The 22,603-nt window shown below is 65.6% G+C and carries 21 protein-coding genes and 1 other RNA gene; 7 read left to right on the forward strand and 15 right to left on the reverse strand.

The window, feature by feature from the left end; all coding sequences use genetic code 11:
- Nucleotides 1-3: 3 nt before the first annotated feature.
- From murD to ShzoTeo12_RS09425, 13 genes are all read right to left on the reverse strand, one after another.
- Nucleotides 4-1,401, reverse strand: a complete 1,398-nt coding sequence (murD, locus tag ShzoTeo12_RS09365) for a UDP-N-acetylmuramoyl-L-alanine--D-glutamate ligase (protein ID WP_318909370.1) — start codon at nt 1,399-1,401, stop codon at nt 4-6.
- A gap of 6 nt (nt 1,402-1,407) precedes the next feature.
- Complete coding sequence (gene mraY, locus ShzoTeo12_RS09370; protein WP_119255985.1) at nt 1,408-2,508, reverse strand: phospho-N-acetylmuramoyl-pentapeptide-transferase; 1,101 nt, start codon at nt 2,506-2,508, stop codon at nt 1,408-1,410.
- Between the two features lie 119 nt (nt 2,509-2,627).
- The gene (locus tag ShzoTeo12_RS09375) at nt 2,628-4,055 is read right to left on the reverse strand and encodes a UDP-N-acetylmuramoylalanyl-D-glutamyl-2,6-diaminopimelate--D-alanyl-D-alanine ligase (RefSeq protein ID WP_318909373.1); all 1,428 of its coding nucleotides are present in this window, start codon (nt 4,053-4,055) and stop codon (nt 2,628-2,630) included.
- Entirely contained in the window at nt 4,052-5,503 is a 1,452-nt protein-coding gene (locus ShzoTeo12_RS09380; protein WP_318909375.1) for a UDP-N-acetylmuramoyl-L-alanyl-D-glutamate--2,6-diaminopimelate ligase, read from the reverse strand. Before ShzoTeo12_RS09380 ends, ShzoTeo12_RS09375 begins: the two co-directional genes overlap by 4 nt.
- Before the next feature lie 65 nt (nt 5,504-5,568).
- Nucleotides 5,569-7,311 carry a peptidoglycan D,D-transpeptidase FtsI family protein gene (locus tag ShzoTeo12_RS09385; RefSeq protein ID WP_119255982.1) on the reverse strand — a complete coding sequence of 581 codons (1,743 nt, stop codon included), beginning with the start codon at nt 7,309-7,311 and terminating at the stop codon, nt 5,569-5,571.
- Nucleotides 7,311-7,691 (reverse strand): hypothetical protein, encoded by a 381-nt coding sequence (locus tag ShzoTeo12_RS09390; protein WP_119255981.1) that lies wholly within the window; start codon nt 7,689-7,691, stop codon nt 7,311-7,313. Before ShzoTeo12_RS09390 ends, ShzoTeo12_RS09385 begins: the two co-directional genes overlap by 1 nt.
- Nucleotides 7,692-7,694: 3 nt before the next feature.
- A complete protein-coding gene (rsmH, locus tag ShzoTeo12_RS09395; protein WP_318909378.1) occupies nt 7,695-8,720 on the reverse strand; it encodes a 16S rRNA (cytosine(1402)-N(4))-methyltransferase RsmH in 1,026 nt (341 codons plus the stop codon).
- Between the two features lie 14 nt (nt 8,721-8,734).
- Nucleotides 8,735-9,175, reverse strand: coding sequence for a division/cell wall cluster transcriptional repressor MraZ (gene mraZ, locus ShzoTeo12_RS09400; RefSeq protein WP_119255979.1), 441 nt, complete (start codon nt 9,173-9,175; stop codon nt 8,735-8,737).
- 419 nt (nt 9,176-9,594) lie between these two features.
- Nucleotides 9,595-9,990, reverse strand: an RNA gene (gene rnpB, locus ShzoTeo12_RS09405) — RNase P RNA component class A.
- Nucleotides 9,991-10,031: 41 nt separating this feature from the next.
- Nucleotides 10,032-11,213 (reverse strand): NAD(P)/FAD-dependent oxidoreductase, encoded by a 1,182-nt coding sequence (locus tag ShzoTeo12_RS09410; protein ID WP_318909379.1) that lies wholly within the window; start codon nt 11,211-11,213, stop codon nt 10,032-10,034.
- Between the two features lie 68 nt (nt 11,214-11,281).
- Entirely contained in the window at nt 11,282-11,932 is a 651-nt protein-coding gene (locus ShzoTeo12_RS09415) for a lytic transglycosylase domain-containing protein (protein ID WP_318909380.1), read from the reverse strand.
- A 225-nt stretch (nt 11,933-12,157) separates the two neighbouring features.
- Nucleotides 12,158-12,922, reverse strand: coding sequence for an N-acetylmuramoyl-L-alanine amidase (locus ShzoTeo12_RS09420; RefSeq protein ID WP_318909382.1), 765 nt, complete (start codon nt 12,920-12,922; stop codon nt 12,158-12,160).
- Complete coding sequence (locus tag ShzoTeo12_RS09425; RefSeq protein WP_318909384.1) at nt 12,919-13,659, reverse strand: DnaJ family molecular chaperone; 741 nt, start codon at nt 13,657-13,659, stop codon at nt 12,919-12,921. The genes ShzoTeo12_RS09420 and ShzoTeo12_RS09425 overlap by 4 nt, the downstream gene beginning before the upstream one ends.
- 239 nt (nt 13,660-13,898) lie before the next feature.
- Between ShzoTeo12_RS09425 and ShzoTeo12_RS09430 the strand changes: the two genes are divergently transcribed.
- The 4 genes from ShzoTeo12_RS09430 to ShzoTeo12_RS09445 all read left to right on the forward strand — a co-directional run bounded on the left by ShzoTeo12_RS09430 (nt 13,899) and on the right by ShzoTeo12_RS09445 (nt 18,057).
- Entirely contained in the window at nt 13,899-15,113 is a 1,215-nt protein-coding gene (locus ShzoTeo12_RS09430; protein ID WP_318909386.1) for a pyrophosphate--fructose-6-phosphate 1-phosphotransferase, read from the forward strand.
- A 72-nt stretch (nt 15,114-15,185) separates the two neighbouring features.
- Nucleotides 15,186-15,815 (forward strand): LysE family translocator, encoded by a 630-nt coding sequence (locus tag ShzoTeo12_RS09435; protein WP_318909387.1) that lies wholly within the window; start codon nt 15,186-15,188, stop codon nt 15,813-15,815.
- A 132-nt stretch (nt 15,816-15,947) separates the two neighbouring features.
- Nucleotides 15,948-16,898, forward strand: coding sequence for a transglycosylase SLT domain-containing protein (locus ShzoTeo12_RS09440; protein WP_318909388.1), 951 nt, complete (start codon nt 15,948-15,950; stop codon nt 16,896-16,898).
- 226 nt (nt 16,899-17,124) lie between these two features.
- Nucleotides 17,125-18,057, forward strand: coding sequence for an IS110 family transposase (locus ShzoTeo12_RS09445; RefSeq protein ID WP_318909390.1), 933 nt, complete (start codon nt 17,125-17,127; stop codon nt 18,055-18,057).
- A 153-nt stretch (nt 18,058-18,210) separates the two neighbouring features.
- Here the strand turns inward: ShzoTeo12_RS09445 and ShzoTeo12_RS09450 are convergent, their stop codons facing one another.
- Nucleotides 18,211-18,798: a GNAT family N-acetyltransferase gene (locus ShzoTeo12_RS09450; protein WP_318909391.1), complete on the reverse strand. Its 588-nt coding sequence runs from the start codon at nt 18,796-18,798 to the stop codon at nt 18,211-18,213.
- A gap of 82 nt (nt 18,799-18,880) precedes the next feature.
- On the opposite strand from ShzoTeo12_RS09450, the gene ShzoTeo12_RS09455 reads away from it, so the two are divergent.
- A complete protein-coding gene (locus ShzoTeo12_RS09455; RefSeq protein WP_318909393.1) occupies nt 18,881-19,282 on the forward strand; it encodes a ketosteroid isomerase-related protein in 402 nt (133 codons plus the stop codon).
- On the opposite strand, the gene ShzoTeo12_RS09460 is transcribed toward ShzoTeo12_RS09455, so the two are convergent.
- Nucleotides 19,267-20,673: a serine hydrolase gene (locus ShzoTeo12_RS09460; RefSeq protein WP_318909395.1), complete on the reverse strand. Its 1,407-nt coding sequence runs from the start codon at nt 20,671-20,673 to the stop codon at nt 19,267-19,269. The genes ShzoTeo12_RS09455 and ShzoTeo12_RS09460 overlap by 16 nt on opposite strands.
- Nucleotides 20,674-20,905: 232 nt before the next feature.
- On the opposite strand from ShzoTeo12_RS09460, the gene ShzoTeo12_RS09465 reads away from it, so the two are divergent.
- Together ShzoTeo12_RS09465 and ShzoTeo12_RS09470 are read left to right on the forward strand one after the other, a co-directional pair.
- A complete protein-coding gene (locus ShzoTeo12_RS09465; protein ID WP_318909397.1) occupies nt 20,906-21,568 on the forward strand; it encodes an outer membrane protein in 663 nt (220 codons plus the stop codon).
- A gap of 156 nt (nt 21,569-21,724) precedes the next feature.
- The gene (locus tag ShzoTeo12_RS09470) at nt 21,725-22,504 is read left to right on the forward strand and encodes a GH25 family lysozyme (protein ID WP_318909398.1); all 780 of its coding nucleotides are present in this window, start codon (nt 21,725-21,727) and stop codon (nt 22,502-22,504) included.
- Nucleotides 22,505-22,603: the final 99 nt, after the last annotated feature.

Raw genomic sequence — 22,603 nt, forward strand, 5'->3', positions numbered from 1 at the left:
CGTTTAAATTTCCACCAGCATGGACACGCCCGGCAGCGCCGCCACGTGTTTCACGAAGGCGTCGCCCCTGACTTCAAAATTCTTGTACTGGTCGAAGCTTGCGCAAGCCGGGGATAGAAGAACGGCGACCGGGCCGCCGCCGTCCCTTTCGGCATCCGCCGCCGCATCGGCCACCGCCCGTTCCAGCGTGCCGGCGATCTCGAAGGGCACCGCCTCGCCGAGCGTCGCGGCGAAAGCCGGCGCCGCCTCGCCGATGAGATAGGCCTTGGCGATCCTCGGGAAGAAGCCGCCGAGGGTGGAAATGCCCCCCTCCTTCGGCACGCCGCCGGCGATCCAGTATATGCGCTCGAAGCTCGACAGCGCGGGCGCCGCCGCATCGGCATTCGTCGCCTTGGAATCGTTGACGAAGAGCGCGTCGCCCTTGCGGCCGACCGGCTGCATGCGATGCTTGAGGCCGGGGAACGAGGCAAGGCCCGCGCGGATTTCCGTTTCCCCGAGCCCGACGGCAAGGCAGGCCGCGACGGCAGCCGCCGCGTTCTGCGCATTGTGGCTGCCGCGCAGCGTCTGGATGGCGGAAAGATCGGCGATCTCGCGGGAGGTTCCGCCCTGCGCCAGGAGGAGCCGCGAACCGTCGGCATGGATGCCGTCGGCGACGACGTTGCGCCGGGAGATGCGCACGACCTTCGTGCCGGCCCGCTCGATGCGGTCGGCGATCATCGCGCAGAACGTATCGTCGACGCCGACGATGGCCGTGCGGCTGCCGGCGACGAGCCGTTCCTTGACATCGGCATAGTGCTGCATCGTGCCGTGACGGTCGAGATGGTCGGGCGTGAGGTTCAGCAGGATGCCGGCGGAGGGGTTCAGCGTCGGCGCGAGGTCGATCTGGTAGGACGAGCACTCGACCACGTAGAAGCGGCCCGCCTTCGGCGGATCGAGCGTCAGCACGGCCGTGCCGATATTGCCGCCGAGCTGCGTGTCACGGCCGCTCGCCCGAAGGATATGGGCGATCAGCGCCGTGGTGGTCGACTTGCCGTTGGTGCCGGTGATGGCGATGAAGGGGCAATCGGGCGCCTGCGCCCGGCGCTCGCGCACGAAGAGCTCGACGTCACCGATAATCTCGACGCCCGCGGCGCGCGCAAGGTCCGCGCTCCAGTGGGGCTTGGGATGGGTCAGCGGCACGCCGGGCGACAGCACCAGCGCGTCGATGCCCTTCCAGTCGAGCGTGCGCAGGTCCGCGGTCCGGATGCCGGCGGTGGACGCGTTCTCGACGCTCGCGGGATTGTCGTCCCAGGCGGTCACGTTCGCGCCGCCCGCGGCTAGCGCCATTGCCGTCGCAAGGCCCGAGCCGCCGAGCCCGAAGAGCGCGACCGACTTTCCCTTGAAGGTGGTGACGGGGATCATGGCGCCTTACCGCAGCTTCAGCGTCGAAAGGCCGACCAGCGCCAGCACGACGGAGATGATCCAGAAGCGGATCACCACCTGGCTTTCCGTCCAGCCCTTCTTCTCGAAATGGTGGTGGATCGGCGCCATGAGGAAGACGCGCTTGCCCGTGAGCTTGAACGAGGCGACCTGGATGATGACCGACAGCGTCTCCATGACGAAGAGGCCGCCGATGATGGCCATGACGATCTCGTGCTTGGTGGCGACGGCGACGGTGCCGATGAGGCCCCCGAGTGCCAGGGAGCCGGTATCGCCCATGAAAATGGCGGCCGGCGGCGCGTTGAACCACAGGAAGCCGAGGCCGGCGCCGATGACGGCGCCGAGCACCACGGCAAGCTCGCCCGTGCCGGGCACGAAATGGATCTGCAGATAGTTCGCGAAGACCGCGTTACCGGCGAGATAGGCGATGAGGCCGAAGGCCGCGGCCGAGATCATCACCGGCACGGTGGCAAGGCCGTCGAGGCCGTCCGTCAGGTTCACCGCATTGCCGGCCGCCACGATGACGAAGCCGCCGAACAGCACGAAGAAGATGCCGAGATTGACCAGCATGTCCTTGAAGAACGGGAAGGTGATCGAGGAGCCGAAGGTCGAGCCCGCCGCGCCCGCCGACAGCGTGGCATGCATCATGAAATAGGTGGCGATGCCGGCGATGACGAATTCGAGGCCGAGGCGCGCCTTGCCGGAAAAGCCTTTTTCCGTCTGCTTGGTGACCTTGAGGTAGTCGTCGTAGAAGCCGATGGCGCCGAAGCCGAGCGTGACGAGCAGCGTCGCCACCACATAGACGTTGGAAAGGTCGGCCCAGAGCAGCGCGCTGCCGACGATGCCGGCAAGGATCATCAGGCCGCCCATTGTGGGCGTTCCGGCCTTCTTGAAATGCGTCTGCGGCCCGTCGGCGCGGATCGGCTGGCCCTTGCCCTGGCGGATGCGCAGCGACGAGATGATCATCGGGCCGAACAGGAAGACGATGGTGGCCGAGGTGAACAGCGCAGCGCCGGTCCGGAAGGTAATGTAGCGGAACAGGTTGAACACCTGGATGGTGTTCGCCAGCTCGACGAGCCAAAGCAGCATTGTCACCCTTTCCCCAAAAGGTTCTGTGAAGCATCCCGGCGTGACCGGCCGGCGATGAAAGCAGATCGCATAAAAGACGAGGTCCGGCGGGCGTCTGCCCGGCCGAACCTCCCACAATTCTAACGCTCCCTCTCCGGGAACGCCTCGTATTTGTCAAGCAGGGCCGCCACGATGCGGCTGAAGCCCGTGCCCTTCGATGATTTGACGACCAGCACGTCGCCCGGCTGCACGCCTTGCAGCGCATGGGCGGCCAGCTCGTCGGCGGTTTCACGGTAGTCGATCTCGATGCCCTCGGGCAGCGCGTCGCGCAGCGCCGCCATGTCCGGGCCGGCGAGCCAGACGGTGCCGATGGCGGCCTCGAGCAGCGGTTCGGCAAGGCCGGCATGCACGGCGGGCGAATGCTCGCCCATCTCCAGCATGTCGCCGAGCACGGCGATGCGCCGGCCCCGGCCATGTGGCTCCGCATCGCGCAGCAGCGCGATCGCCGCGCGCATCGAGGCGGGATTGGCATTGTAGCTATCGTCGATCAGCGTGAACCAGCCGCCGTCCTTGGCCAGCCTGTAGCGCCGGCCCCGGCCCTTTTCCGCCTGCATGGCGGCAAGACCGGCCATCGCCTTCTCGATATCCCCGCCGGCAAGATGCACCGCGCCGAGCACGGCGACAGCGTTTTCGGCGATGTGGCGGCCCGGTGCGCCCATCGGCACTTCGAGCGTCTGCCGGCCGACCGCCGCGCGCAGCAGGCTGCCATCCGGCCCGCTGGTGAAATCGAGCAGGCGGAACTCCGCCTGCGGATCGGCGCCGAAGCTGTGAATGTGCGAGACGCCGGCCTTGCGCGCCGCCGCTTCGAGGAAGGCATATTGCGCATTGTCACGGTTGAGGATGGCGTGGCCGCCCGGCACGACGCCGTCGAAAATCTCCGCCTTGGCGGCGGCGATCTCCTCGAGGTCCCGGAAATTGCCGAGATGGGCCGGCGCGATGGTCGTGATCATCGCGATATGCGGGCGCACCATGGAAACCAGCGGACGGATCTCGCCCGCATGGTTCATGCCGATCTCGAAGATGCCGTAGTCGGTGGTCTCGGGCATGCGCGCCAGCGTCAGCGGCACGCCCCAATGGTTGTTGAACGAGGCGACGGACGCGTGCACGTTGCCCGAGGGCGAAAGCGCCTGGCGCAGCATCTCCTTGCTCGTCGTCTTGCCGACCGAGCCGGTGACGGCGATGATCCGCGCCGCCGTGCGGTCGCGCGCCGCGCAGCCGAGGTCGACGAGCGCCTGCAACACATCCGGCACCACGATCATCGGCGTGACGAGACGGCCGAGCGCCGGCAGCTTGCCCTCGCTGACGACGAGCAGCGCCGCGCCGTTGGCGACGGCGAAGCTTGCGAAGTCATGGCCGTCGACGCGGTCACCCTTGATGGCGAAGAAGGCTTCGCCCGGCGCGATGGCGCGGCTGTCGATGGAAATGCCGGTCACGCCCTGCGGCATGTTGCCGATGGGACGGCCATGCACGGCTGCGAGCAGGTCAGCGGTGGTCCAGAGCCATGTCACCTGTCGAGTTCCTCCAGTGCCTTGCCGAGTTCGGCATGGTCGGAGAAGGGCAGCGTCACGGAGCCGACGGTCTGCCCCTCCTCATGCCCCTTGCCGGCGACGATCAGCGTATCGCCCGATTGCAGCATGCCGACGGCGCTGCGGATCGCCTTGGCGCGGTCGCCGATCTCGGTCGCGCCCTTGGCAGCGGCCATGATCTCGGAGCGGATGACCTCGGGCACTTCCGAGCGCGGATTGTCGTCGGTGACGATGACCACGTCGGCAAGCCGCGTCGCGATCTCGCCCATGATGGGCCGCTTGCCCTTGTCGCGGTCGCCGCCGCAGCCGAAGACCACGATGATGCGGCCCGTCGTGAAGGGACGCACGGAAGTCAGCACGTTCTCCAGCGCATCCGGCTTGTGCGCATAGTCGACATAGGCGAGCGCGCCGTTCCTGGCATGGCCGACAAGTTCGAGACGGCCGGACGCGCCGATCAGCTTTTCGAGTGCCGCCATGGCGACGGAAGCGGAAACGCCGGTCGACATGGCAAGGCCCGCCGCGACCAGCGCATTGGCCACCTGGAAATCGCCCGCCAGCGGAATGTGCACTTCATGGATATCGCCGCCGGCATGGATCTCGGCGGTCTGCTTGTGGCGGAAATGCTCGACGCGCTTCAAGGTAAGGTAATCGCCCTTGCGGCCGACCGTGCGCACATCGAGGCCGGCCTTGCGCGCGGCCTCGATCGCCGCGCCCGACCATTCGTCGTCGGCATAGATGACGGCGGGCGCGCCCTTCGGCAGCAGCGTATCGAAAAGCCGCATCTTGGAGGCCATGTAGTGCTCGACCGTCGGATGGTAATCCATGTGGTCGCGGCCGAGATTGGTGAAGGCGCCGGCGGAAAGCCGCACGCCGTCGAGGCGCGACTGGTCGAGGCCGTGGCTGGAGGCTTCCATGGCGGCATGGGTAACGCCGGCATCGGCAAGCTCGGCGAGCAGCGCATGCAGCGAGACCGGATCGGGCGTCGTCAGCGAGCCGTAGTCGTTGCGGCCGGGCGCGATGACGCCGGTCGTGCCGATCATCGCGGCCGGATGGCCGGCCTGCTCCCAGATCTGCCGCGTGAAGGAGGCGACGGAGGTCTTGCCGGCGGTGCCGGTGACGGCGACCATGGTCTCCGGCTGGCGGGCGTAGAAACGAGCGGCGGCCAGAGCCAGGAAGCGGCGCGGCTCGGCAACGGCGATGACCGGTACGGACGTCTCGATCTTCACACCCTCGGCGACGACGACGGCGGCTGCGCCCCGGGCCACGGCATCGGCGATGAAGGCGCTGCCGTCAGCCTTGGTGCCGGACAGGGCAACGAAGAGGTCGCCGGGCTTGACCTTGCGGCTGTCGCTGGCGATGCCGGTCGCGTCTATCGCGGCTGCGGCGCCCAGGTCGTTGGTTTCGGGTCCGGCAAGGTCACTGATCTTCATTGTCCGCTCTGCTGCTTTTCGTTGGTAGCCGCTTCGCTCACGAATCGGCGTCCCGTCTTCTCCATTCAATAAGACACAAGCAAGGCAGACCCGTCCTCACCAAATTTCGGCTTTACACCGAGAAGCGCGGCGGACCGGCGGATGATCTCGCCCACCATCGGCGCGGCGTTGAGGCCGGCGGTGCGTCCGCCGCCTTCGCCCGTCTGCGGCGCGTCGATGAAGGTGAGGACCACATATTGCGGATCGTCGATCGGGAAGCCCGAAAGGAAGGCGTTGAAGTTCTGCGTGTTGGAATAGCGCCCGCCGACGACCTTGTTGGCCGTGCCCGTCTTGCCGCCGACATTGAAGCCGGGAACGAGCGAGCGGCGGCCGGAACCGTCGTTCGCGTTGAGCTTGAAGAGGTAGCGCATGCTCTCGACCGTCGAGGGCTTGATGACCACCTTGGCGATCTCGTCGGCCTCCTCCCGCGTGCGCGGCAGGAAGGTCGGGTTGAGGAGCTTGCCGCCGTTGATGAGCGCGGCGCCGGCGACCGCCGTCTGCAGCGGCGTCGTGGAAACGCCGTGACCGAAGGAAATGGTGATCGAGTTGATCTTCTTCCACACATGCGGCTGGCTCGGGGTCTTCACCTCCGGCAACTCGGTATCCATGCGGGTCAAGAGCCCCATGCGGGTGAGGAATTCCTTGTGCCCTTCGATACCGATGACATCGGCCATCTTGGCCGTGCCGATATTGGAGGAATACTGGAAGATCTCCGGAACGGAGAGCACGCGATGCTTGCCGTGGAAGTCCTTGATGGTGAAGCCGCCGATGCGGATCGGCGCGCGGGCGTCGAAGCTGTCGGTGATCTTCACCTTGCCGGAATCGAGCGCCATGGCGGTGGTGAAGCTCTTGAAGGTCGAACCCATCTCGAACGTGCCGTTCGACATGCGGTTCATCCAGCCTTCCTTCGCGCCCTCCGCCGGATTGTTCGGGTCGTAGTCCGGATAGGAGGCCATGGCGAGCACTTCGCCGGTATGCACGTCGAGCACGACGGCGCCGGCGGCCAGCGCCTTGTAGCGCTCCATGCCGTCCTTGACGACTTCGCGCACGATCGCCTGCACGCGCAGGTCGATGGAAAGCCGCACCGGCTCCAGCTTGGCGTCGCTCGTCATGCCGATGGCGGCAAGGTCGGCAAGGCCCTGGTTGTCGATATAGCGCTCCATGCCGGCAATGCCGCGGTTGTCGATATTGACGTGGCCGACGATGTGCGAGGCGGTGGCGCCGCCCGGATAGAAGCGGCGCTTTTCCGGCCGGAAGCCGATGCCGGGAATGCCGAGCGCGAGGATGCGGCTCTGCTGCTTGGGGGTGAGCTGGCGCTTCAGCCACTGGAAGCGGGACTTGGAGGTGAGCTTGCGGTAGATGCCGCGGCGGTCGAGGTCCGGCAGCACGGTGGCGAGCATTTCCACCGCCTCGTCCGCATCGACGATCTTGTGCGGCTCGGCATAGAGCGAGACGGTGCGGATGTCGGTGGCGAGGATCTCGCCGTTGCGGTCGACGATGTCGGGGCGCGAGGCCATCAGGTGGTCGGCCGGGCCGATGCTGGAGACGGTCTCGGTGGAGGCCATGCCGTACTGGACGAGCCGGCCGCCGATCACCGCATAGGCCATGCCGAAGCAGCAGATCATCACCGCGACGCGGCTGCGGGCCTGCGAGCCCGAGCGCTTGCGCGTGCCCTCGAAGGCCTGGCCACCGGTCCTGGCGTTGTTGTTGCCGCCGGCGTTGAAATGCGCCTTGCTCTTGACGTCCATGATGCGGGAGAGAAACGACATCAGCGTGCCACCGATCCGGTTTGGATTGCGTCCGTGCCCGAGGCAGGTTTCTTGGCCTTGGCGACCTTGTCTTCCGGCAGCGCCGGCAGTTCGGCGGTCGGCATCGGCAGCTCGCTCGGCCGGGCGAGCTGGGTCGATTCCGTCGGCACGAGCTTCAGGTCGCTTTCGAAGATCTTGACGAGGCGGTTGAGGCGGTTGGGCTGCGTCAGCAGCGCCCAGTCGGCCTTGAGGAGGTCGATCGTGTCCTCCTCCAGCTTGATCTCGGCATCGAGCTTGCGCACCTCCTCGAGCTTGTTCTCGGCCTGGTGCTTGATCGAGTAGGTGACGGTGGCTGCAGCGGTCATGACGGCGATCATCACGACATCAAGGGTACGGAACATCACTCAGCTTCCCATCTTCTCGAGGCCGGCAAGGTTGGGCAGGTTGAAAATGGACAGGTCATCCGTCCCGGCGGGGGCGCTGGTGCGCTCGCCCGCTCTCAGCTTCGCGGACCGGGCGCGCGGGTTGACCGCACTCTCCTCGTCGCTGGCGGCCACCATAGGGCGCCCGACTGGTGCGAAGGTTGCCGCCCTGTCGTGAACCTCCGGCAGATGGCGCGAGCCCGCCGCCTTGCCGGAGCGATCCTGGAAGAATTTCTTGACGATGCGGTCTTCCAGCGAATGGAAGCTGACGACCACCAAGCGGCCGCCCGGCTTGAGGGCGCGTTCGGCGGCGATCAGCGCACGGGCAAGCTCGCCCAGTTCGTCGTTGACGAAGACGCGCAGCGCCTGGAAGACGCGCGTCGCCGGATGGATCTTGTCCTTGGCCTTGCGCGGCGTCGTCAGCTCGATGAGGTTGGCGAGCTGGCGCGTCGTGGTGAAGGGCTCTTTCTCGCGCGCCTTCTCGATGGCGCGGGCGATGCGGCCGGCCTGCTTCTCCTCGCCGAGGAAGCCGAAGATGCGGATGAGGTCGGAGACCTTGGCGCGATTCACCACATCGGCCGCCGAAACGCCGGAGGCGGACATGCGCATGTCGAGCGGCCCGTTCTTCTGGAAGGAGAAGCCGCGGTCGGCCTCGTCGATCTGCATGGAGGAAACGCCGATATCGAGTACGACGCCATCGAGCCCGCCCGCGGGCGCGTGGCGCGCGAGATCGGAAAAGCGCGAATGGACGAGCGTGAGCCGGCCGCCGGAGGCCTCTACGAGCCCCTGCCCGCCGGCAATGGCCGTCGGGTCGCGGTCGAGGCCGATGACGCTCGCGCCCTCGGCAAGGATCGCGGACGTATAGCCGCCTGCGCCGAAGGTGCCGTCGAGGATGACTTGACCGGGCTTGGGCTGGAGCGCCTCGATGACCTCGGAGAGAAGAACCGGAATGTGACGGACCGATCCGCCATCGGCATCAGAAGAACCTCCGCCAAGATCCGCCGCCATTCCGATTCTCCGTCTTACCCCGAGCCCGGACCTCGCGTCCTGAACTCTTCCCGGGCGGCCGCCTGCGTGGCTTGAAATGTCTGCGGCGCCCAAAGCTGAAAATGATCCGCCCGACCGACAAAGGTCACCTCCGCGGTGATGCCCGTATAGTCCCGAATGAAATCCGTGACCGGCAGGCGCCCCTCCGAATCGAGCTTCATGAAGACGCCGCCCCCGTGAATGAGGAGCGACATCCGGTTGGCCCTCGGCGAAAAAGCATCCTCGCTGGCGATCTGGCGCTCGAAACGATCGAGCAGATCCAGCCCGCCGACGCTGATCGCCGGAAACATGAAATCCTGGAAGCAGTAAAGTTCCCGGATGTCGCGCTGCGACAGGACGGAACGAAATGCCGAAGGAACGGAAACCCTCCCCTTGGCATCGATCCTGTTTGTCGCATTCGACAGGAACCGGTTCATGACGCGATACAGCCGCTTCCCAAGCCGGAGCACTGTGCATCCACCCCGGCATCACCAACACAACACAACGCGCACGAACCAGCCCTGATGCAACGCATGCGCGCCGCACCGTCCCCAGCCGGTTTGCCTCAAAGCTTTGCGATGATCGGACGCTCATGCGTCCTCGTGCAGTATGGTTCTGGGATAACATGGGACCACATGGGCGTCAATGGGAAGAGACCTCTTACCCGCTGTTCAGACCGTCAAATGTTTATAAGGCGTTAAGTTTAACAAAAGGTTAGGAACGACCCGCCAACGCCTTGAATCTGCACGCGCAAAAACGCCGCGGGCGCGCATTCCGGCACGCCGCACGCATGGCGCGAACGCCCGTGATTCCAGCGCGTTGGCGGCATCGAAAAATTCATGCCTGAAAGGAAGATTTTGCCAGTTGGCCTGTAAGCCGGGTTCTGTATGGCTCCGGCTTTCGCCGGAACGTGGCAGCCATTCATCTGGGACCGGACTTGCGCCCGGCCTCTTGCAACCCACCCGGATGACCGGCCCGGAAACAGGCTGAACCGCTTGCGCGGTTCGCGTCATCCCTATTCGGTTTTGCTCCCGGTGGGGTTTACCTTGCCGTCCATGTCGCCATGGCCGCGGTGGGCTCTTACCCCACCCTTTCACCCTTACCTTCCGAGGAAGGCGGTTTGCTTTCTGTGGCACTTTCCCTGGGGTCGCCCCCGCCGGACGTTATCCGGCACCGTGTTTCCGTGGAGCCCGGACTTTCCTCACCCTGCGGCCTTTCGACCCTTGCAAGGCGCGGCTGCCCGGCCAACTGGCAGGGGCTGACTAGCCCATGACGGGCCGAAACACCATAGGCTCAGCGAAAATGAACCGCGAAATCGGTGGCATAGTCCGGCTCGTCGAGCCGGCCGCGAATCAGAAGGTCCGCGCCGATGCGGCCGATCTCGTCCGAACTCTTGGCCGCCGCCCCGTTGCCGCCGGTCAGAAGCGCGATCCGCTCGCCGCCGACGAAGCCGGCATAGGGATAGCCGTGCACGGTGAATGTCGTCACGCATGGCGCGGAGACGAGACGCACCGGATCGAGATCGGGAATGGAGCGGGCCAGCAGACGCTTGAGATGGGCGATGGCTGCCGGATTGCCCTCCCCGCGGAACCAGTCGGCGATCGCCGGCTCCTCGGCGATCTCGATATCCGTCGGGTCGCCGCCGATCTTGAGATAGGCGTGCCCGTCCGGATAGACGATGGGCGGCAGCAGGTAGAAATGCTCGGACGGATCGGCGCTTTCGTCGATCCATGACGGCATGGCCGCAAAGGCCTCCGCCTGCAGCAGTGAAAGCTGGGCCAGCACCACGGTCCGCGCCTTGACGGTAAGCTTCGGCACCCTGGGCAGCAGCCCCGGCGCCCGCGAAAAGCCGCCGGTCGCGACCAGCACGCGCCCGCCGGTGACGGCTTCGCCCGATCGCAGCGCCACCGATGCATGGCCGCCCGCGTCCTTCACGGAGACCACATCGTCAGAAATGGAGACGCCGCCCGCCTTTTCCATGCAGATGACCTGCGCGGTGACGAGCTTGCGCGGGTCGATATAGCCAGCGCCCTTCGCCTCGAAGACGCCCGCCGAACGTTCCGGCAGCGAGAACCATGGAAAATGCGCGCGCAGTCCCGCCCGGTCCAAGAGGGGCGCATCGAGGCCGTAGCGCGTAGCGACCGCCGCGACGGACGAGACGAAGTCCCCATCCGCATGGCCGCTGATCAGGCAGCCCGTCTCGCCGTAGAAGGCGATGCCGCTCTCTTCCTCGATTTCGCGGTAGCGGGCGATGGAGCGGTTGGCGAGCAGCGCCCAGTCGCGATCCTGGTCGATCGTGCGGGTGATGCGGCCGCTGTCATAATGGCTGGCGAAGACACCGTCATGCGCCTTCCAGTCCGCCGGTTCGCCCCGGCCGACGAGCGCCACCGAAGCGCCCGTTCGGGAAAGGTGCCGCGCCGCCGCCGCCCCCATCATGCCCCTGCCCACGACGACGAAATCGAAATGCCGAACCATGCTCACCCTCGTTCTTCAGCGATGGCATAGCATGGCGGCGCACCGAATCCAGCCCGGCGGGCCGGGCCTCAATCGATATAGCTCAGCACCTTGCCGCAATAGCGCTTGGAAACCGGGTTCATGCGCTTGGCACCATGGCCGGCATTGTATTTCAGGATGGTGCCGCAGGTCGTGCCGCCGCCGAGGTCATGCGCCATGGCGAGGTACTTCATGCCGAACTTGATGTTGGTCTCGGGATCGAACAGGCCCTTGGCGCTGCCGCGATAGCCCATCATGCGCGCCGTCGCCGGCTTGATCTGCATCAGGCCGATTTCGCCGGCGCTGCCGCGGGCCCGCGGATTGAAATTGCTCTCGACACGGACGACGGCATGGGCGAGATCGACCGGCACGCCATAGGTCTTCGCATAGGTCTGGATGAGGCTGGAATAGCTGGCCGCCTGGACGCCGGTCTTCAGCGGGTTCTCCGCCTTCGGATAGCCGGTGGTGCTCTTGAAGGTCTTCAACTGGCCGACGACGACGCCGTTCCTGTCGGCCGCCGCCTTGCGCTTGCTACGCTTGGCCGACACCTTCCGGGTCTTCTGATTGCTCCCGGCCTTTTCCGCCTTGGACGATTTCACCAGCGCTCCGCGATGATCGCCGGAAGCGGCATGCGCCATGCCGGCGGAAAAAACGGACACGCAAAGGCAGGCCGCGCTGATGGCAGCAAGTAGTCTTCTCATCTAGTTTCAGTCTCCAAAAGGCGCAAAGGCAGAGCCCTGGCCCGCGGCAATCCAAGCCGCGCACCCTGCGCAAACGTCTCGATCCTCATTGATCGCGGTCAGGCCCTGACCGCATGCTGCGCTGCAATGAACGCAGCCGGAAAGAACATGCCCAATCGGGTCAGGATGTGGCGAAGCGGTAAACTTCTGTTACAGACCGTAATATTCGAATATAAGAATGGGCTGTCAAACACCCAGCAGCGGCAGCGTTGAAAGCAGCCGATGCAGCGTATCGATGGTCGAGAAATCGGCGATGCCGTCGACCTGCGCGGGCCGGAAATGACGCTGGAAAGCGGCGACGGCACCCTCCGTCTTTTCCGAATAAATCCCATCGATTTCAATGCCGTAGCCGTAGAGCGACAGCATGGTCTGCAGCGCCTCGACGGGCTGGCCCGCATCCCCGCGCTGGAAGAAGCGACCGCCAGCGACCGGCGTGGGCTCGACCCAATGCCCGACTCCTCCGGCATGAAGGCGCCCCCAGGGGAATTTTTCACCCGGATCGACCTTGCGGACGGGGGCCACATCGCTGTGCGCCAGCACCCGTTCGGGGGCGATACCCCACCTTTCGCCACAATCGAGACAAAGTTCGACGACCGCCCGTATCTGCGCGTCCGGGAAATCCGGCAGCCCGCCGGGGTGCCCGGCATTGACGATCTCGATGCCGATGGAGGCCGAGTTGATGTCGGTCTCGCCCTTCCAGAAGCTCTTGCCCGCATGCCAGGCACGATCCGCCTCCCGGACGAGCTGCTCGACGCGGCCGTCCTCGTGAACGAGGTAATGACAGGAAACCTCGCTTTCCGGCGCGCGAAGCCATTTCAGCGCGCCTTCAGCCGTTTCCATGCCGGTATAATGCAGGAGGATGATGTCGGGGGAGCGCCCGCCCGCCCGTTCGCCGAAATTCGGCGACGGCGCGGCGGAGGCGCCGGAATAGTCACATGTGAATGCGCTCATGCAGCGCAGCGTTCCTTCTCGATCGCCTCATAGGCAGCGTTGAGCGCGGCCATGCGGTCGTTCGCGATCTGATGGAACTCGGCCGGCACGCCACGCGCCACCAGCCTATCAGGATGGTTCTCGGAGGCAAGCACCCGGTAACGCTTGCGGATCTCGGAAAAATCGTCGCTGGGCTTGACGCCGAGCACCTTGTAGGGATCGCGCCCGCTGATATGGACGTGGCGCGCCGTGATCTGCTCGAAGCGCTCCTCGGCCATGCCGAAGATTTCCGCCACGCGGACGAGGAAGGCCATCTCGTTCTCGTGGATCAGCCCGTCCGCCTTGGCGATATGGAACAGGCCGTCGACGATATCCTCCAGGATCGGGCAGTTCTTCTCGCAGGAGACGCACAGCGCCTTCATCTTCTCCGCATAGGCCTCGTAGCCGGAAACGTCCTGCCGCGCGAGGTTGTACAGCCGGGCGACATTGGCCGCCTGGTTGTCCGGATACTTGAAGATGTCCTTGAAGGCGTCCACCTCGGCGGTCGTGACGACGCCGTCGGCCTTCGCCATTTTGGCCGAAAGCGCGATCATCGCGACGGAAAAGGCGACCTGCCTGCGCGTCTCCGGATCGCCCTCGAAGAGCGTCCGCACGGCTTCCACCACGCCGGACAGAACATTGCTGGCGGCATCGGAGACGATGCCGACGAGACGGTCCCATACGGCACTGACGAAGCAACTGGGGGAGTTCTGGAACATAAGGTGATCTTGAGCAGACAATTGCAGGGAAAGCAAGGCAGGAAATACCCGGATGACAAAATTTTGATGCCCCTCAATAAGTGGATGCATCCGATTTTCCGGCACCGTGATTTTCGCCTGTGGAGCACAAAAGACAATCCGTCACAGAACGCGGATAAGTTCGCCGCGCCGTTTCCCTTCCGGGGATTCTGCGCTAGACAACCCGCACCATCGAGACGAGCTGAAGCCGAGGAGGAAACATGGCCAAGCAGAAAGTCGCAATGCTGACCGCAGGCGGACTGGCGCCCTGTCTGTCGTCCGCCGTCGGAGGCCTCATTGAGCGCTACAGCGACGTCGCACCGGAGATCGAGCTCGTCGCCTACCGCTCGGGCTACCAGGGCCTGCTGCTTGCCGACCGCATCGAGATCACCCGCGAGATGCGCGAGAAGGCGCCCCTCCTCCACCGCTATGGCGGCTCGCCCATCGGCAACAGCCGCGTGAAGCTGACGAATGCCGCCGACTGCGTAAAGCGCGGCCTCGTCAAGGAAGGCGAGAACCCGCTGCGCGTCGCCGCCGAGCGCCTCGCCAAGGACGGCATCACCATCCTCCACACCATCGGCGGCGACGACACCAACACGACGGCGGCCGACCTTGCCGCCTATCTCGGCGCCAACGGCTACAACCTCACCGTCGTCGGCCTGCCGAAGACGGTCGACAACGACGTCGTGCCGATCCGCCAGTCGCTCGGCGCCTGGACGGCCGCCGAAGTCGGCGCCGGCTTCTTCGACCATGTCAGCAACGAGCAGAGCGCCGCGCCCCGCACCCTCGTGGTGCACGAGGTGATGGGCCGCCATTGCGGCTGGCTCACCGCCGCCACCGCCCGCGCCTATATCCAGAAGACCAGCGGCAACGAATATGTCGAAGGCTTCATGATGAACACGCAGCTGAAGAACATCGACGGCCTCTACCTGCCGGAGATGGACTTCAACCTCCAGGCCGAAGCCGAGCGCCTCAGGGCCGTCATGGACCGCACCGGCTTCGTCACGCTCTTCGTCTCGGAAGGCGCCTGCCTCGACGCCATCGTCGCCGAGCGGGAAACGGCCGGCGAGACCGTCAAGCGCGACGCCTTCGGCCATGTGAAGATCGACACGATCAATGTCGGCAACTGGTTCTCCAAGCAGTTCGCCGCCCTGCTCGGCGCCGAGCGCTCCATGGTGCAGAAGTCGGGCTATTACGCCCGCTCCGCCCCCGCCAACCGCGACGACCTGCGCCTCATCCAGAGCATGACCGACCTTGCCGTCGAAAGCGCGCTCAACAAGGTCTCGGGCGTCACCGGCCACGACGAGGGCCAGGGCGGCAAGCTGCGCACCATCGAGTTCCCGCGCATCAAGGGCGGCAAGCACTTCGACACCTCGGCGAAATGGTTCGGCGAGGTGATGGCCGTCATCGGCCAGAAGTGGAAGCCGGCAGCCTGAGCGCAGCGGGCTTGACGCCAGAAATTTGCAATGGCTTGCTCCCCGGATCGACCATCGATCCGGGGAGTTTTCATGTCCTTCGACCATTGGCTTGCCTTCGCCGCCGCCTCCGCCGTCATGCTCGCCATTCCCGGGCCGACGATCCTCCTCGTGATCTCCTACGCACTCGGCCACGGAAGGCGGACGGCGGGCGCGACCGTCGCGGGCGTGGCGCTCGGCGATTTCACCGCCATGACCGCCTCCATGCTCGGCCTCGGCGCGCTGCTCGCAGCCTCCGCGGCCATCTTCACCGTTCTCAAATGGGTGGGTGCGGCCTATCTCGTCTGGCTCGGCATCAAGCTCTGGCGCGCGCCCGTGACGATCGGCGCGGAGGGCGAAGCCCCGGCGGAGGAAAAACCCTTCCGCATCTTCGCCCACGCCTATGTCGTCACGGCGCTGAACCCGAAGAGCATCGTCTTCTTCGTCGCCTTCCTGCCGCAGTTCCTCGACCTCTCGCGGCCCGTCCTGCCGCAGATGGCGATCTTCGAGGTAACCTTCCTGGTACTCGCGACGCTGAACGCTTTTTCCTATGCGCTGCTCGCCTCCGCGGCCCGCAAGACGATCCGCAAACCCTCGGTCCAGAAGATCGTCAACCGCACCGGCGGAACACTGCTGATAAGCGCCGGACTGCTGACGGCAAGCCTCAAGCGCGCGGCCGCCTGAGGCAAGGCGAGCGCTGCGGGTTGCCGCTTGGCGCCTGATCGGTTATGAGCGGGGCACGGCCACGGCCGGTTGATTTGCAAAAGCATGGGCGTTCCGGCGCCCGCGCACCCCGGCAAACCGAGAGCGACGACCATGGCTGATACCCCCGTTTCCCGTCCGGCACGCATTGCCGCGCTTGCCTGCGCAGGCCTTCTTGCAACGCTTGCCGGCTGCGCCAGTGTCGCCGAGGACGCAACGACCGCCAGGACCGTAACGCCGGCTTCGGCAACGCCCGCCACCACGGATATCGCCTCCGCCGACGGCGCGGCCACCGAAGTCGCCTATGCCGCCATGCCCGCGGCAAAGCCCGGCACCGAGAACACGCCGGAAGCCCTGCCGACCCCGGTCGCCGTCGCGGCCGTCGAGGATGCGGGCGGCGCGGCCATGCCCGTTTCCGCGCTCGCCGAGGCGAGGCCCGTGACGGGCGCTGCCGCGGCCACCGCTGCCCTTGCCGGCAACACCGCCGCTGCCGGCGTGGTCCCGGTCAGCGAAATGCCGCAGGCGACCGAAATGGCCATCGGCGTCTCCGTCATGGAACCGGGCTTCGACACGGGCGAGCCGGAAGGCCTCGAACAGCTCGTCGCCACCCACAAGATCGTCCCCATCGCCAAGCCCGCGCTGCTCAGCAACGCCGTGCTGACCACCGAGACCCGTCTCGTCATGCCGCGCGCCGAGCAGCCGATACAAAAATCCGGCACGCCGATCGACGGGCTGATCACAAAATATGCCAGCCTCTACGGCATCCCGGAATCGCTGCTCCACCGCGTCGTCAAGCGCGAGAGCCGCTATAATCCGAAGGCCTTCAACCGCGGCCATTACGGCCTGATGCAGATCAAGTATGCGACGGCCAAGAGCATGGGCTACGAAGGCCCGGCCGAAGGCCTGTTCGACGCCGAGACCAACATCAAATATGCCGGCAAGTACCTGCGCGGCGCCTGGCTCGTGGCCGACGACAAGAACGACGGCGCCGTGCGCCTCTATGCGGCCGGCTATTATTATCATGCCAAGCGTAAGGGCCTGCTCGACGAGACCGGGCTGAGATAAGGCGGCGTTAGCTGCCCCTCATCCGCCTGCCGGCCACCTTTGTAACTTCCCTTTATCCGCGAAAGCCGGTGTATTTGGCATTGCGGTGGCGGATGGCATCCCGCAGCACTTTTGGGACACCAAGCCCGCGGGAGAGCCCGGGTCTCCATCCGCCGTTCCATCGAACCCGAACAGTCGCCAGGGCCGCTCGACATTGCGAAGCCCGCTTAGGCAAGGATGGGATCGGATGGACAAGGTTGTCGTCGGTATCGACGTATCGAAGGACTGGCTCGACGTGCATGTCGCACCGTCGGGTGAACATTTCCGGGTCGGCAACGATCATGCCGGCGTGGAGGCGCTGATAGCCCGGCTGTCGTCGCACGGCCCCGCTCTGGTGGCGCTGGAGGCGACGGGCGGCTACGAGCATGTGGCGGTGGCGGCGCTTTCGGCGGCGGGGCTTGCCGTGGTGGTCGTCAATCCGGCACAGGTTCGCGCCTATGCGAATGCTCTGGGCAAACATGCCAAGACCGATCCGATCGACGCGGCAGTGATCGCGGCCTTCGTCGAAGCGGCCAAGCCCGACATACGTCCCTTGAAGGACGAGGCGGCGCGGGCCTTCGGCGAACTGGTGACACGGCGGCGCCAGATCGTGCAGATGATGGTGGCGGAAGAGAACCGCGAGCGGATGGCCGCATCCCCGCCCGCCCGCAAGAGCATCCGGCGCGTCCTGACGGCGCTGCGGCGCGAGCTGGAGAGCCTTGATGCCGATATGGACGACCGGATCCGCAAATCACCGTTGTGGCGGGTGCGCGAGAGGCTGTTGACCTCGGTGCCGGGCGTGGGACCGGCGGTGGCGCGCACGCTTTTGGCACATATGCCGGAACTGGGCAGCCTCGACCGGCGACAGATCGCGGCGCTGGCCGGGCTTGCACCGTGGACGCGGCAATCGGGCAAGTGGAAGGGCAGGAGCTTCATCGGCGGAGGCCGGAGCAACGTGCGGTCCGTGCTGTTCATGGCAGCCCTCGTGGCCAGTCGCCACAATGCGGTGCTCAAGGCCTTCCGCGATCATCTCGTGGCGGCCGGCAAGCCGAAGATCGTCGCCATCGTCGCAACCATGCGGAAGCTGCTGGCCATGCTCAACGCCATCATCAGGGACCAAAGGCCATGGCAAAACACTTGACAACAAAGACAGTCGCTCTCCCCGCAAGCGGGGAGAAGGGATATGCCGATCCGGTTTCCTGAAAATATCAACGTCTTAGGGATGCGGGGCATGGCCACATGTCCCTTCGCCCCGCTTGCGGAGAGAAGGTGCCGGCAGGCGGATGAGGGTCCCTTAACCCGCCGCCTTCAGCCAGAACGACATCGGCTTCCCGCTTTCCTCCGCCTCACCGATATCCTGCCACGCCAGCGTCGTCGCAAGATCGGCGCGGTGCACGTAACCCCGCCGCCCCCAGAACGCGTCGAGCGGCACGTAATCGGCCGGACGCAACGGATGGTCCTTCGGCCGCTCCACCGCGCAGAAGGCGCACCAGTCGAAACGGCCGAGGCGGCGCGCATAGGCTTCGCGCTCCTCGAAGAAACGAACGCCCAGCCCCCTGCCCCGATAGCTGGAGAGCAGGACAGATTCCCCGAAATAGAACACCCTCGCCGGATCGATCCCGGCCGCGACGAACGGCGCCCTGAATTCCTCCGCGGCATCCGTCATCGGAACGCCCGTCGAGGCGCCGACGATCCGCGCGCCGTCGAACGCCAGCACGAAGAGGCTTTCGGGCGAGCGCGCATAGGTCGCAAGATAGGAAGCCTCGTAATCCTCGCTCCCCTCGTAAAGATAGGGAAAGGCGCGGAAGACCTCGATGCGCAGGCGCGCGAGGTCTGCGATATGCGGCGTGACGGCCTCGCCGTGGACGATCTTGATCTGCATGATCCGTAAATGTTCCCAAGGGCTTGAACAATGCTATAAGGCGATCGGGTTTCGGCCTTGCGACAACGATATGAGGGATGACATGCCAGCAAAAGAGACGATCCGCGCCTATTACGACGCTTTCAACAGGCAGGACATGGAGGCCTTCCTCGATCTCTTGCATGACGACGTCGTCCACGACATCAACCAGGGCGGACGCCAGGTCGGCAAGGACGCCTTCCGCGACTTCATGGCGCATATGAACCGCTGCTACCGCGAGACGCTGACGGACATGGTCATCATGTCGAGCGACGACGGTGCGCGCGGGGCGGCCGAATTCGTCGTCAACGGCCAGTATCTCGTCACCGACGAGGGCCTGCCGGAAGCGAACGGCCAGACCTATGTCCTGCCCGCCGGCGCCTTCTTCGAGATCCGCGACGGCAAGGTCGCGCGCATCTCCAACACCTACAATCTCAACGACTGGATCGCTCAGGTCGGCGCCTGACCGGCCTGAAGCTTCGACGCATCCAGCGCGTCGAGGATGCTTTTGACCAGCGGCTGGGGCCGATAGCCGAGTTTCGACGGCGTCAGCCCCAGCCGGATCACCGCAAGCCCGCGCGAGGGGATGATCGCCGCCGACTGGCCGTCATGCCCGAGGATCCAGAAGGCGTCCTCCGGAAGACCGTAATCCGCGTCGCGCTTTTCGCCCGGCCCGTTCGTCCAGGTCTGCATATGGCTGTAGATGCCGCCCGATGCCTTGCTGGGCGCCGCCATCGCCGCGACGAAGCCCTGCGGCAGCAGCCGGCTTCCCTTCCAGACGCCGTCGTTCAGCAGCAGTAGCGAGAACCGCGCCCAGTCGCGCGCCGTCGCATACATGTAGGACGAGCCGACGAAGATGCCCGTCTCGTCGGGCTCCATGACGGCACTCGCCATGCCGAGCGGGCCGAACAGGGCCCGCGTGGGGAAGGAAAGCGCCTGCACGCGCCCGCCGAGCGCGCCCATCCAGAACCGTGAAAGCAGGACGGCCGTGCCGCTCGAATAGTTGAATGTCTCGCCCGGATTGGCCGCCAGCGGCTGGGAGATCGCAAAGCGCGACATGTCGGGCTCGAGGAACAGCATGCGCGTGACATCCGTGACGGAGCCGTAGTCCTCGTTGAAGGCAAGCCCGCTCTCCATGGCGAGGAGCTGGCCGAGCGTGATGGTCGAGCGCGCATCCCCGCGCCATTCCGTGAAGAGACCGGCCATGTCGGGCGACAGTGCGCCCGCCAGCATCAGCCGGCCGATCAGCGCGGCATTGACGGTCTTGGTCATCGACCAGCCGAGGAGCGGCGTCGCCGCGGAAAATCCGTCACCATAGGCCTCGGCGACGATGCGCCCGTCATGCACCACGACGATCGCCCGCACGCCGGGGCCGGCAAGCGCTGGATCGGCGAGGAGAGCGGCAAGACGCGCGTCCGGCGTCACCGCCTCGCCGTCCGGCCAGGGGGTGGCGGGATCGCCTGCCGCGATCCTCGGCAGGGGCACGTCGGAGACCGCCTGCTGCGCCGCGCGGAAATCGCCGTCCGGCACGCCGGAGCAGCCGAACCCCTCGTGCCAGACGGCATAGCCCGGCGCGAAGAGGCCGAGGAGATGCGTCGTCACCGTCTTTTCCTTGAAGTCGACGTCCTGCCGCATCAGCTTCAGCAGCGGATGGCCGGGCGCCTGGACGTCCTCGGCCAGCACCTTTGCCGGGTCGCGCCCGGCGACGAAGACATTGGAGCAGACGATCTTGGCCGCATAGCCCGAACCGACGCTGAGCAGCGAGGGCGGCGATACGATGAGCCAGCTCGCCCCCACCACAAGGACAAGGGCAAGGACGGTCAGCGTCCAAGCGGCCAGCCTTTGCAATCGTCTCATCGCGGCCTCTCCTTCGGCAGGAGACAAGCAGGATTCCCTTGTCATGAAAAGGCTTTTCGGGTCGCCGGTGGCAGGCCAGCTCTGCGGCCGGCCGACCTGTTGACCGAAATGCCACGCTATCGCCCCGAACGGCGCCTATTTTTGCGGAACCATCGCCGGATTGGTGCGTTCGGGCGGTGTTGTCATTCGTGCGTGGGGCTTCGCGCGTCAAACGAGTGGGAAGGACCATCTTATGAAATCCATCATCTTCGGTGCCGCCGGCATCCTGGTAACCGCGGGCGCGCTGCCGGCTTTCGCGGCCGATATGGCCGTGGCCGAGCCTCCTGTGGAGACCCCGATCGTCGAGACGGCGGGCGTCTACGACTGGGGCGGCTTCTATGTCGGCGTGAACACGGGCTATGCCTGGACGCAGGGCGACTATACCGGCGGCGGCCTGCCGGGTGACCACAGCATGGACGGCTGGGCCCTCGGCGCCTTCGCCGGCTACAACTTCTTCAACAACGGCTGGGTCTACGGTGTCGAAGCCGATGTGAAGCACGACTTCAACAACGAGCGCTTCACGAGCGGCGGCGGGCCCGTCGAATATGAAACGACCTGGGGCGGCTCGGTCCGCGCCCGTCTCGGCTACGCCATCGACCGCACCCTGATCTACGGCACGGGCGGCTATGCCTTCACCAATGCCAAGCTGACCGACCCGGGCGGCGCGACCGACAAGGAAACCTTCCACGGCTGGACCATCGGCGCCGGTGTCGAACATGCCTTCACCGACAATCTCGCCGGGCGCGTCGAATATCGCTACACGGACTACGGCAAGTCCGACGTCTTCGGCGTTGCCGGTTCGGATGGCGACATCGATTCGCATTCCATCATGCTCGGCGTGAGCATGAAGTTCTGACCGAGGGTCGGGGCGATCCGTCGCCCCGGCTTAACCTCCCGCTAACCGTAATTTTACGAAAATGCGCGATAGGTCATGGGACCCGTCTCGCGCGCTCCCCTTTACGGCCCGGTTCATTCGAGGCAGGATTGGTAAACGCGCAAAAACGGGACCTCCATGCGTCGGTTGATTCTGGCTCTCCTGCCCCTCGCCCTTCTGGCGACGTCCTGCTCCACCACGGATTACGACCTCGGCGTCACCGGCTCGCTTCCGCCGCGTTTCGCCGACAAGGACCCGCAGGATTTCGGCGCCCGCAGTCCGCACCGCCATCAGGTTCACGGCATCGACGTGTCCAAGTGGAACGGCGACATCGACTGGCAGGCGGCGAAAAAGGGCGGCGTCTCCTTCGCCTTCCTGAAGGCGACCGAGGGCACCGACCGCATCGACGGCCGCTTTGCCGAATATTGGCAGGGCGCGAAGACGGCCGGCGTCCTCCACGCCCCCTATCACTTCTATTACTTCTGCTCGACGGCGGATGCCCAGGCGGACTGGTTCATCGCCAATGTGCCGAAGGAAGCCGTGCAGCTTCCGCCGGTTCTGGATGCCGAATGGAACCCAGCCTCGCCCACCTGCAAGACCCGCCCGCCGGCCGATGAGGTGCGCACGGTCCTCAAACGCTTCATGGATCGCCTGGAGGCGCATTACGGCAAGCGGCCGATCATCTATACGACCGTCGACTTCCACCGCGACAACCTCGTCGGGTATTTCGACGGCTATCCCTTCTGGCTGCGCTCGGTGGCGAACCACCCGGAAAACATCTATCCGGCGCGCAAATGGGCTTTCTGGCAATATACCTCCACCGGTGTCGTTCCGGGCGTTCCGACCAATACGGACATCAACGTCTTCGCGGGCTCGGCCAAGAACTGGAACAAGTGGGTCGCCTCGGTTTCCCGCTGACGCCGCTGGCGAATGCAACACAGGCGCGAGAAAGAGCGGCGGCGTGAGGCGCCCGCCGTTTTCTTCTTGCTTCCGTCACATTCATCTGAGACAGCCGGG

This window comes from Shinella zoogloeoides (assembly GCF_033705735.1).
Classification (GTDB): domain Bacteria; phylum Pseudomonadota; class Alphaproteobacteria; order Rhizobiales; family Rhizobiaceae; genus Shinella; species Shinella zoogloeoides_A.

Excerpts from the sequence above, each read along its gene's own strand:
- ShzoTeo12_RS09455 (WP_318909393.1), top strand. The coding sequence starts at position 18,881 with ATGCCAGCAAAAGAGACGATCCGCGCCTATTACGACGCTTTCAACAGG.
- ShzoTeo12_RS09415 (WP_318909380.1), bottom strand. The coding sequence starts at position 11,932 with ATGAGAAGACTACTTGCTGCCATCAGCGCGGCCTGCCTTTGCGTGTCC.
- ShzoTeo12_RS09425 (WP_318909384.1), bottom strand. The coding sequence starts at position 13,659 with ATGTTCCAGAACTCCCCCAGTTGCTTCGTCAGTGCCGTATGGGACCGT.
- ShzoTeo12_RS09465 (WP_318909397.1), top strand. The coding sequence starts at position 20,906 with ATGAAATCCATCATCTTCGGTGCCGCCGGCATCCTGGTAACCGCGGGC.
- ShzoTeo12_RS09380 (WP_318909375.1), bottom strand. The coding sequence starts at position 5,503 with ATGAAGATCAGTGACCTTGCCGGACCCGAAACCAACGACCTGGGCGCC.
- ShzoTeo12_RS09440 (WP_318909388.1), top strand. The coding sequence starts at position 15,948 with ATGGCTGATACCCCCGTTTCCCGTCCGGCACGCATTGCCGCGCTTGCC.
- ShzoTeo12_RS09470 (WP_318909398.1), top strand. The coding sequence starts at position 21,725 with ATGCGTCGGTTGATTCTGGCTCTCCTGCCCCTCGCCCTTCTGGCGACG.
- ShzoTeo12_RS09430 (WP_318909386.1), top strand. The coding sequence starts at position 13,899 with ATGGCCAAGCAGAAAGTCGCAATGCTGACCGCAGGCGGACTGGCGCCC.
- murD (WP_318909370.1), bottom strand. The coding sequence starts at position 1,401 with ATGATCCCCGTCACCACCTTCAAGGGAAAGTCGGTCGCGCTCTTCGGG.
- mraZ (WP_119255979.1), bottom strand. The coding sequence starts at position 9,175 with ATGAACCGGTTCCTGTCGAATGCGACAAACAGGATCGATGCCAAGGGG.
- ShzoTeo12_RS09420 (WP_318909382.1), bottom strand. The coding sequence starts at position 12,922 with ATGAGCGCATTCACATGTGACTATTCCGGCGCCTCCGCCGCGCCGTCG.
- ShzoTeo12_RS09445 (WP_318909390.1), top strand. The coding sequence starts at position 17,125 with ATGGACAAGGTTGTCGTCGGTATCGACGTATCGAAGGACTGGCTCGAC.
- rsmH (WP_318909378.1), bottom strand. The coding sequence starts at position 8,720 with ATGGCGGCGGATCTTGGCGGAGGTTCTTCTGATGCCGATGGCGGATCG.
- ShzoTeo12_RS09435 (WP_318909387.1), top strand. The coding sequence starts at position 15,186 with ATGTCCTTCGACCATTGGCTTGCCTTCGCCGCCGCCTCCGCCGTCATG.
- ShzoTeo12_RS09460 (WP_318909395.1), bottom strand. The coding sequence starts at position 20,673 with ATGAGACGATTGCAAAGGCTGGCCGCTTGGACGCTGACCGTCCTTGCC.
- ShzoTeo12_RS09410 (WP_318909379.1), bottom strand. The coding sequence starts at position 11,213 with ATGGTTCGGCATTTCGATTTCGTCGTCGTGGGCAGGGGCATGATGGGG.
- ShzoTeo12_RS09390 (WP_119255981.1), bottom strand. The coding sequence starts at position 7,691 with ATGTTCCGTACCCTTGATGTCGTGATGATCGCCGTCATGACCGCTGCA.
- ShzoTeo12_RS09450 (WP_318909391.1), bottom strand. The coding sequence starts at position 18,798 with ATGCAGATCAAGATCGTCCACGGCGAGGCCGTCACGCCGCATATCGCA.
- mraY (WP_119255985.1), bottom strand. The coding sequence starts at position 2,508 with ATGCTGCTTTGGCTCGTCGAGCTGGCGAACACCATCCAGGTGTTCAAC.
- ShzoTeo12_RS09385 (WP_119255982.1), bottom strand. The coding sequence starts at position 7,311 with ATGTCGTTTCTCTCCCGCATCATGGACGTCAAGAGCAAGGCGCATTTC.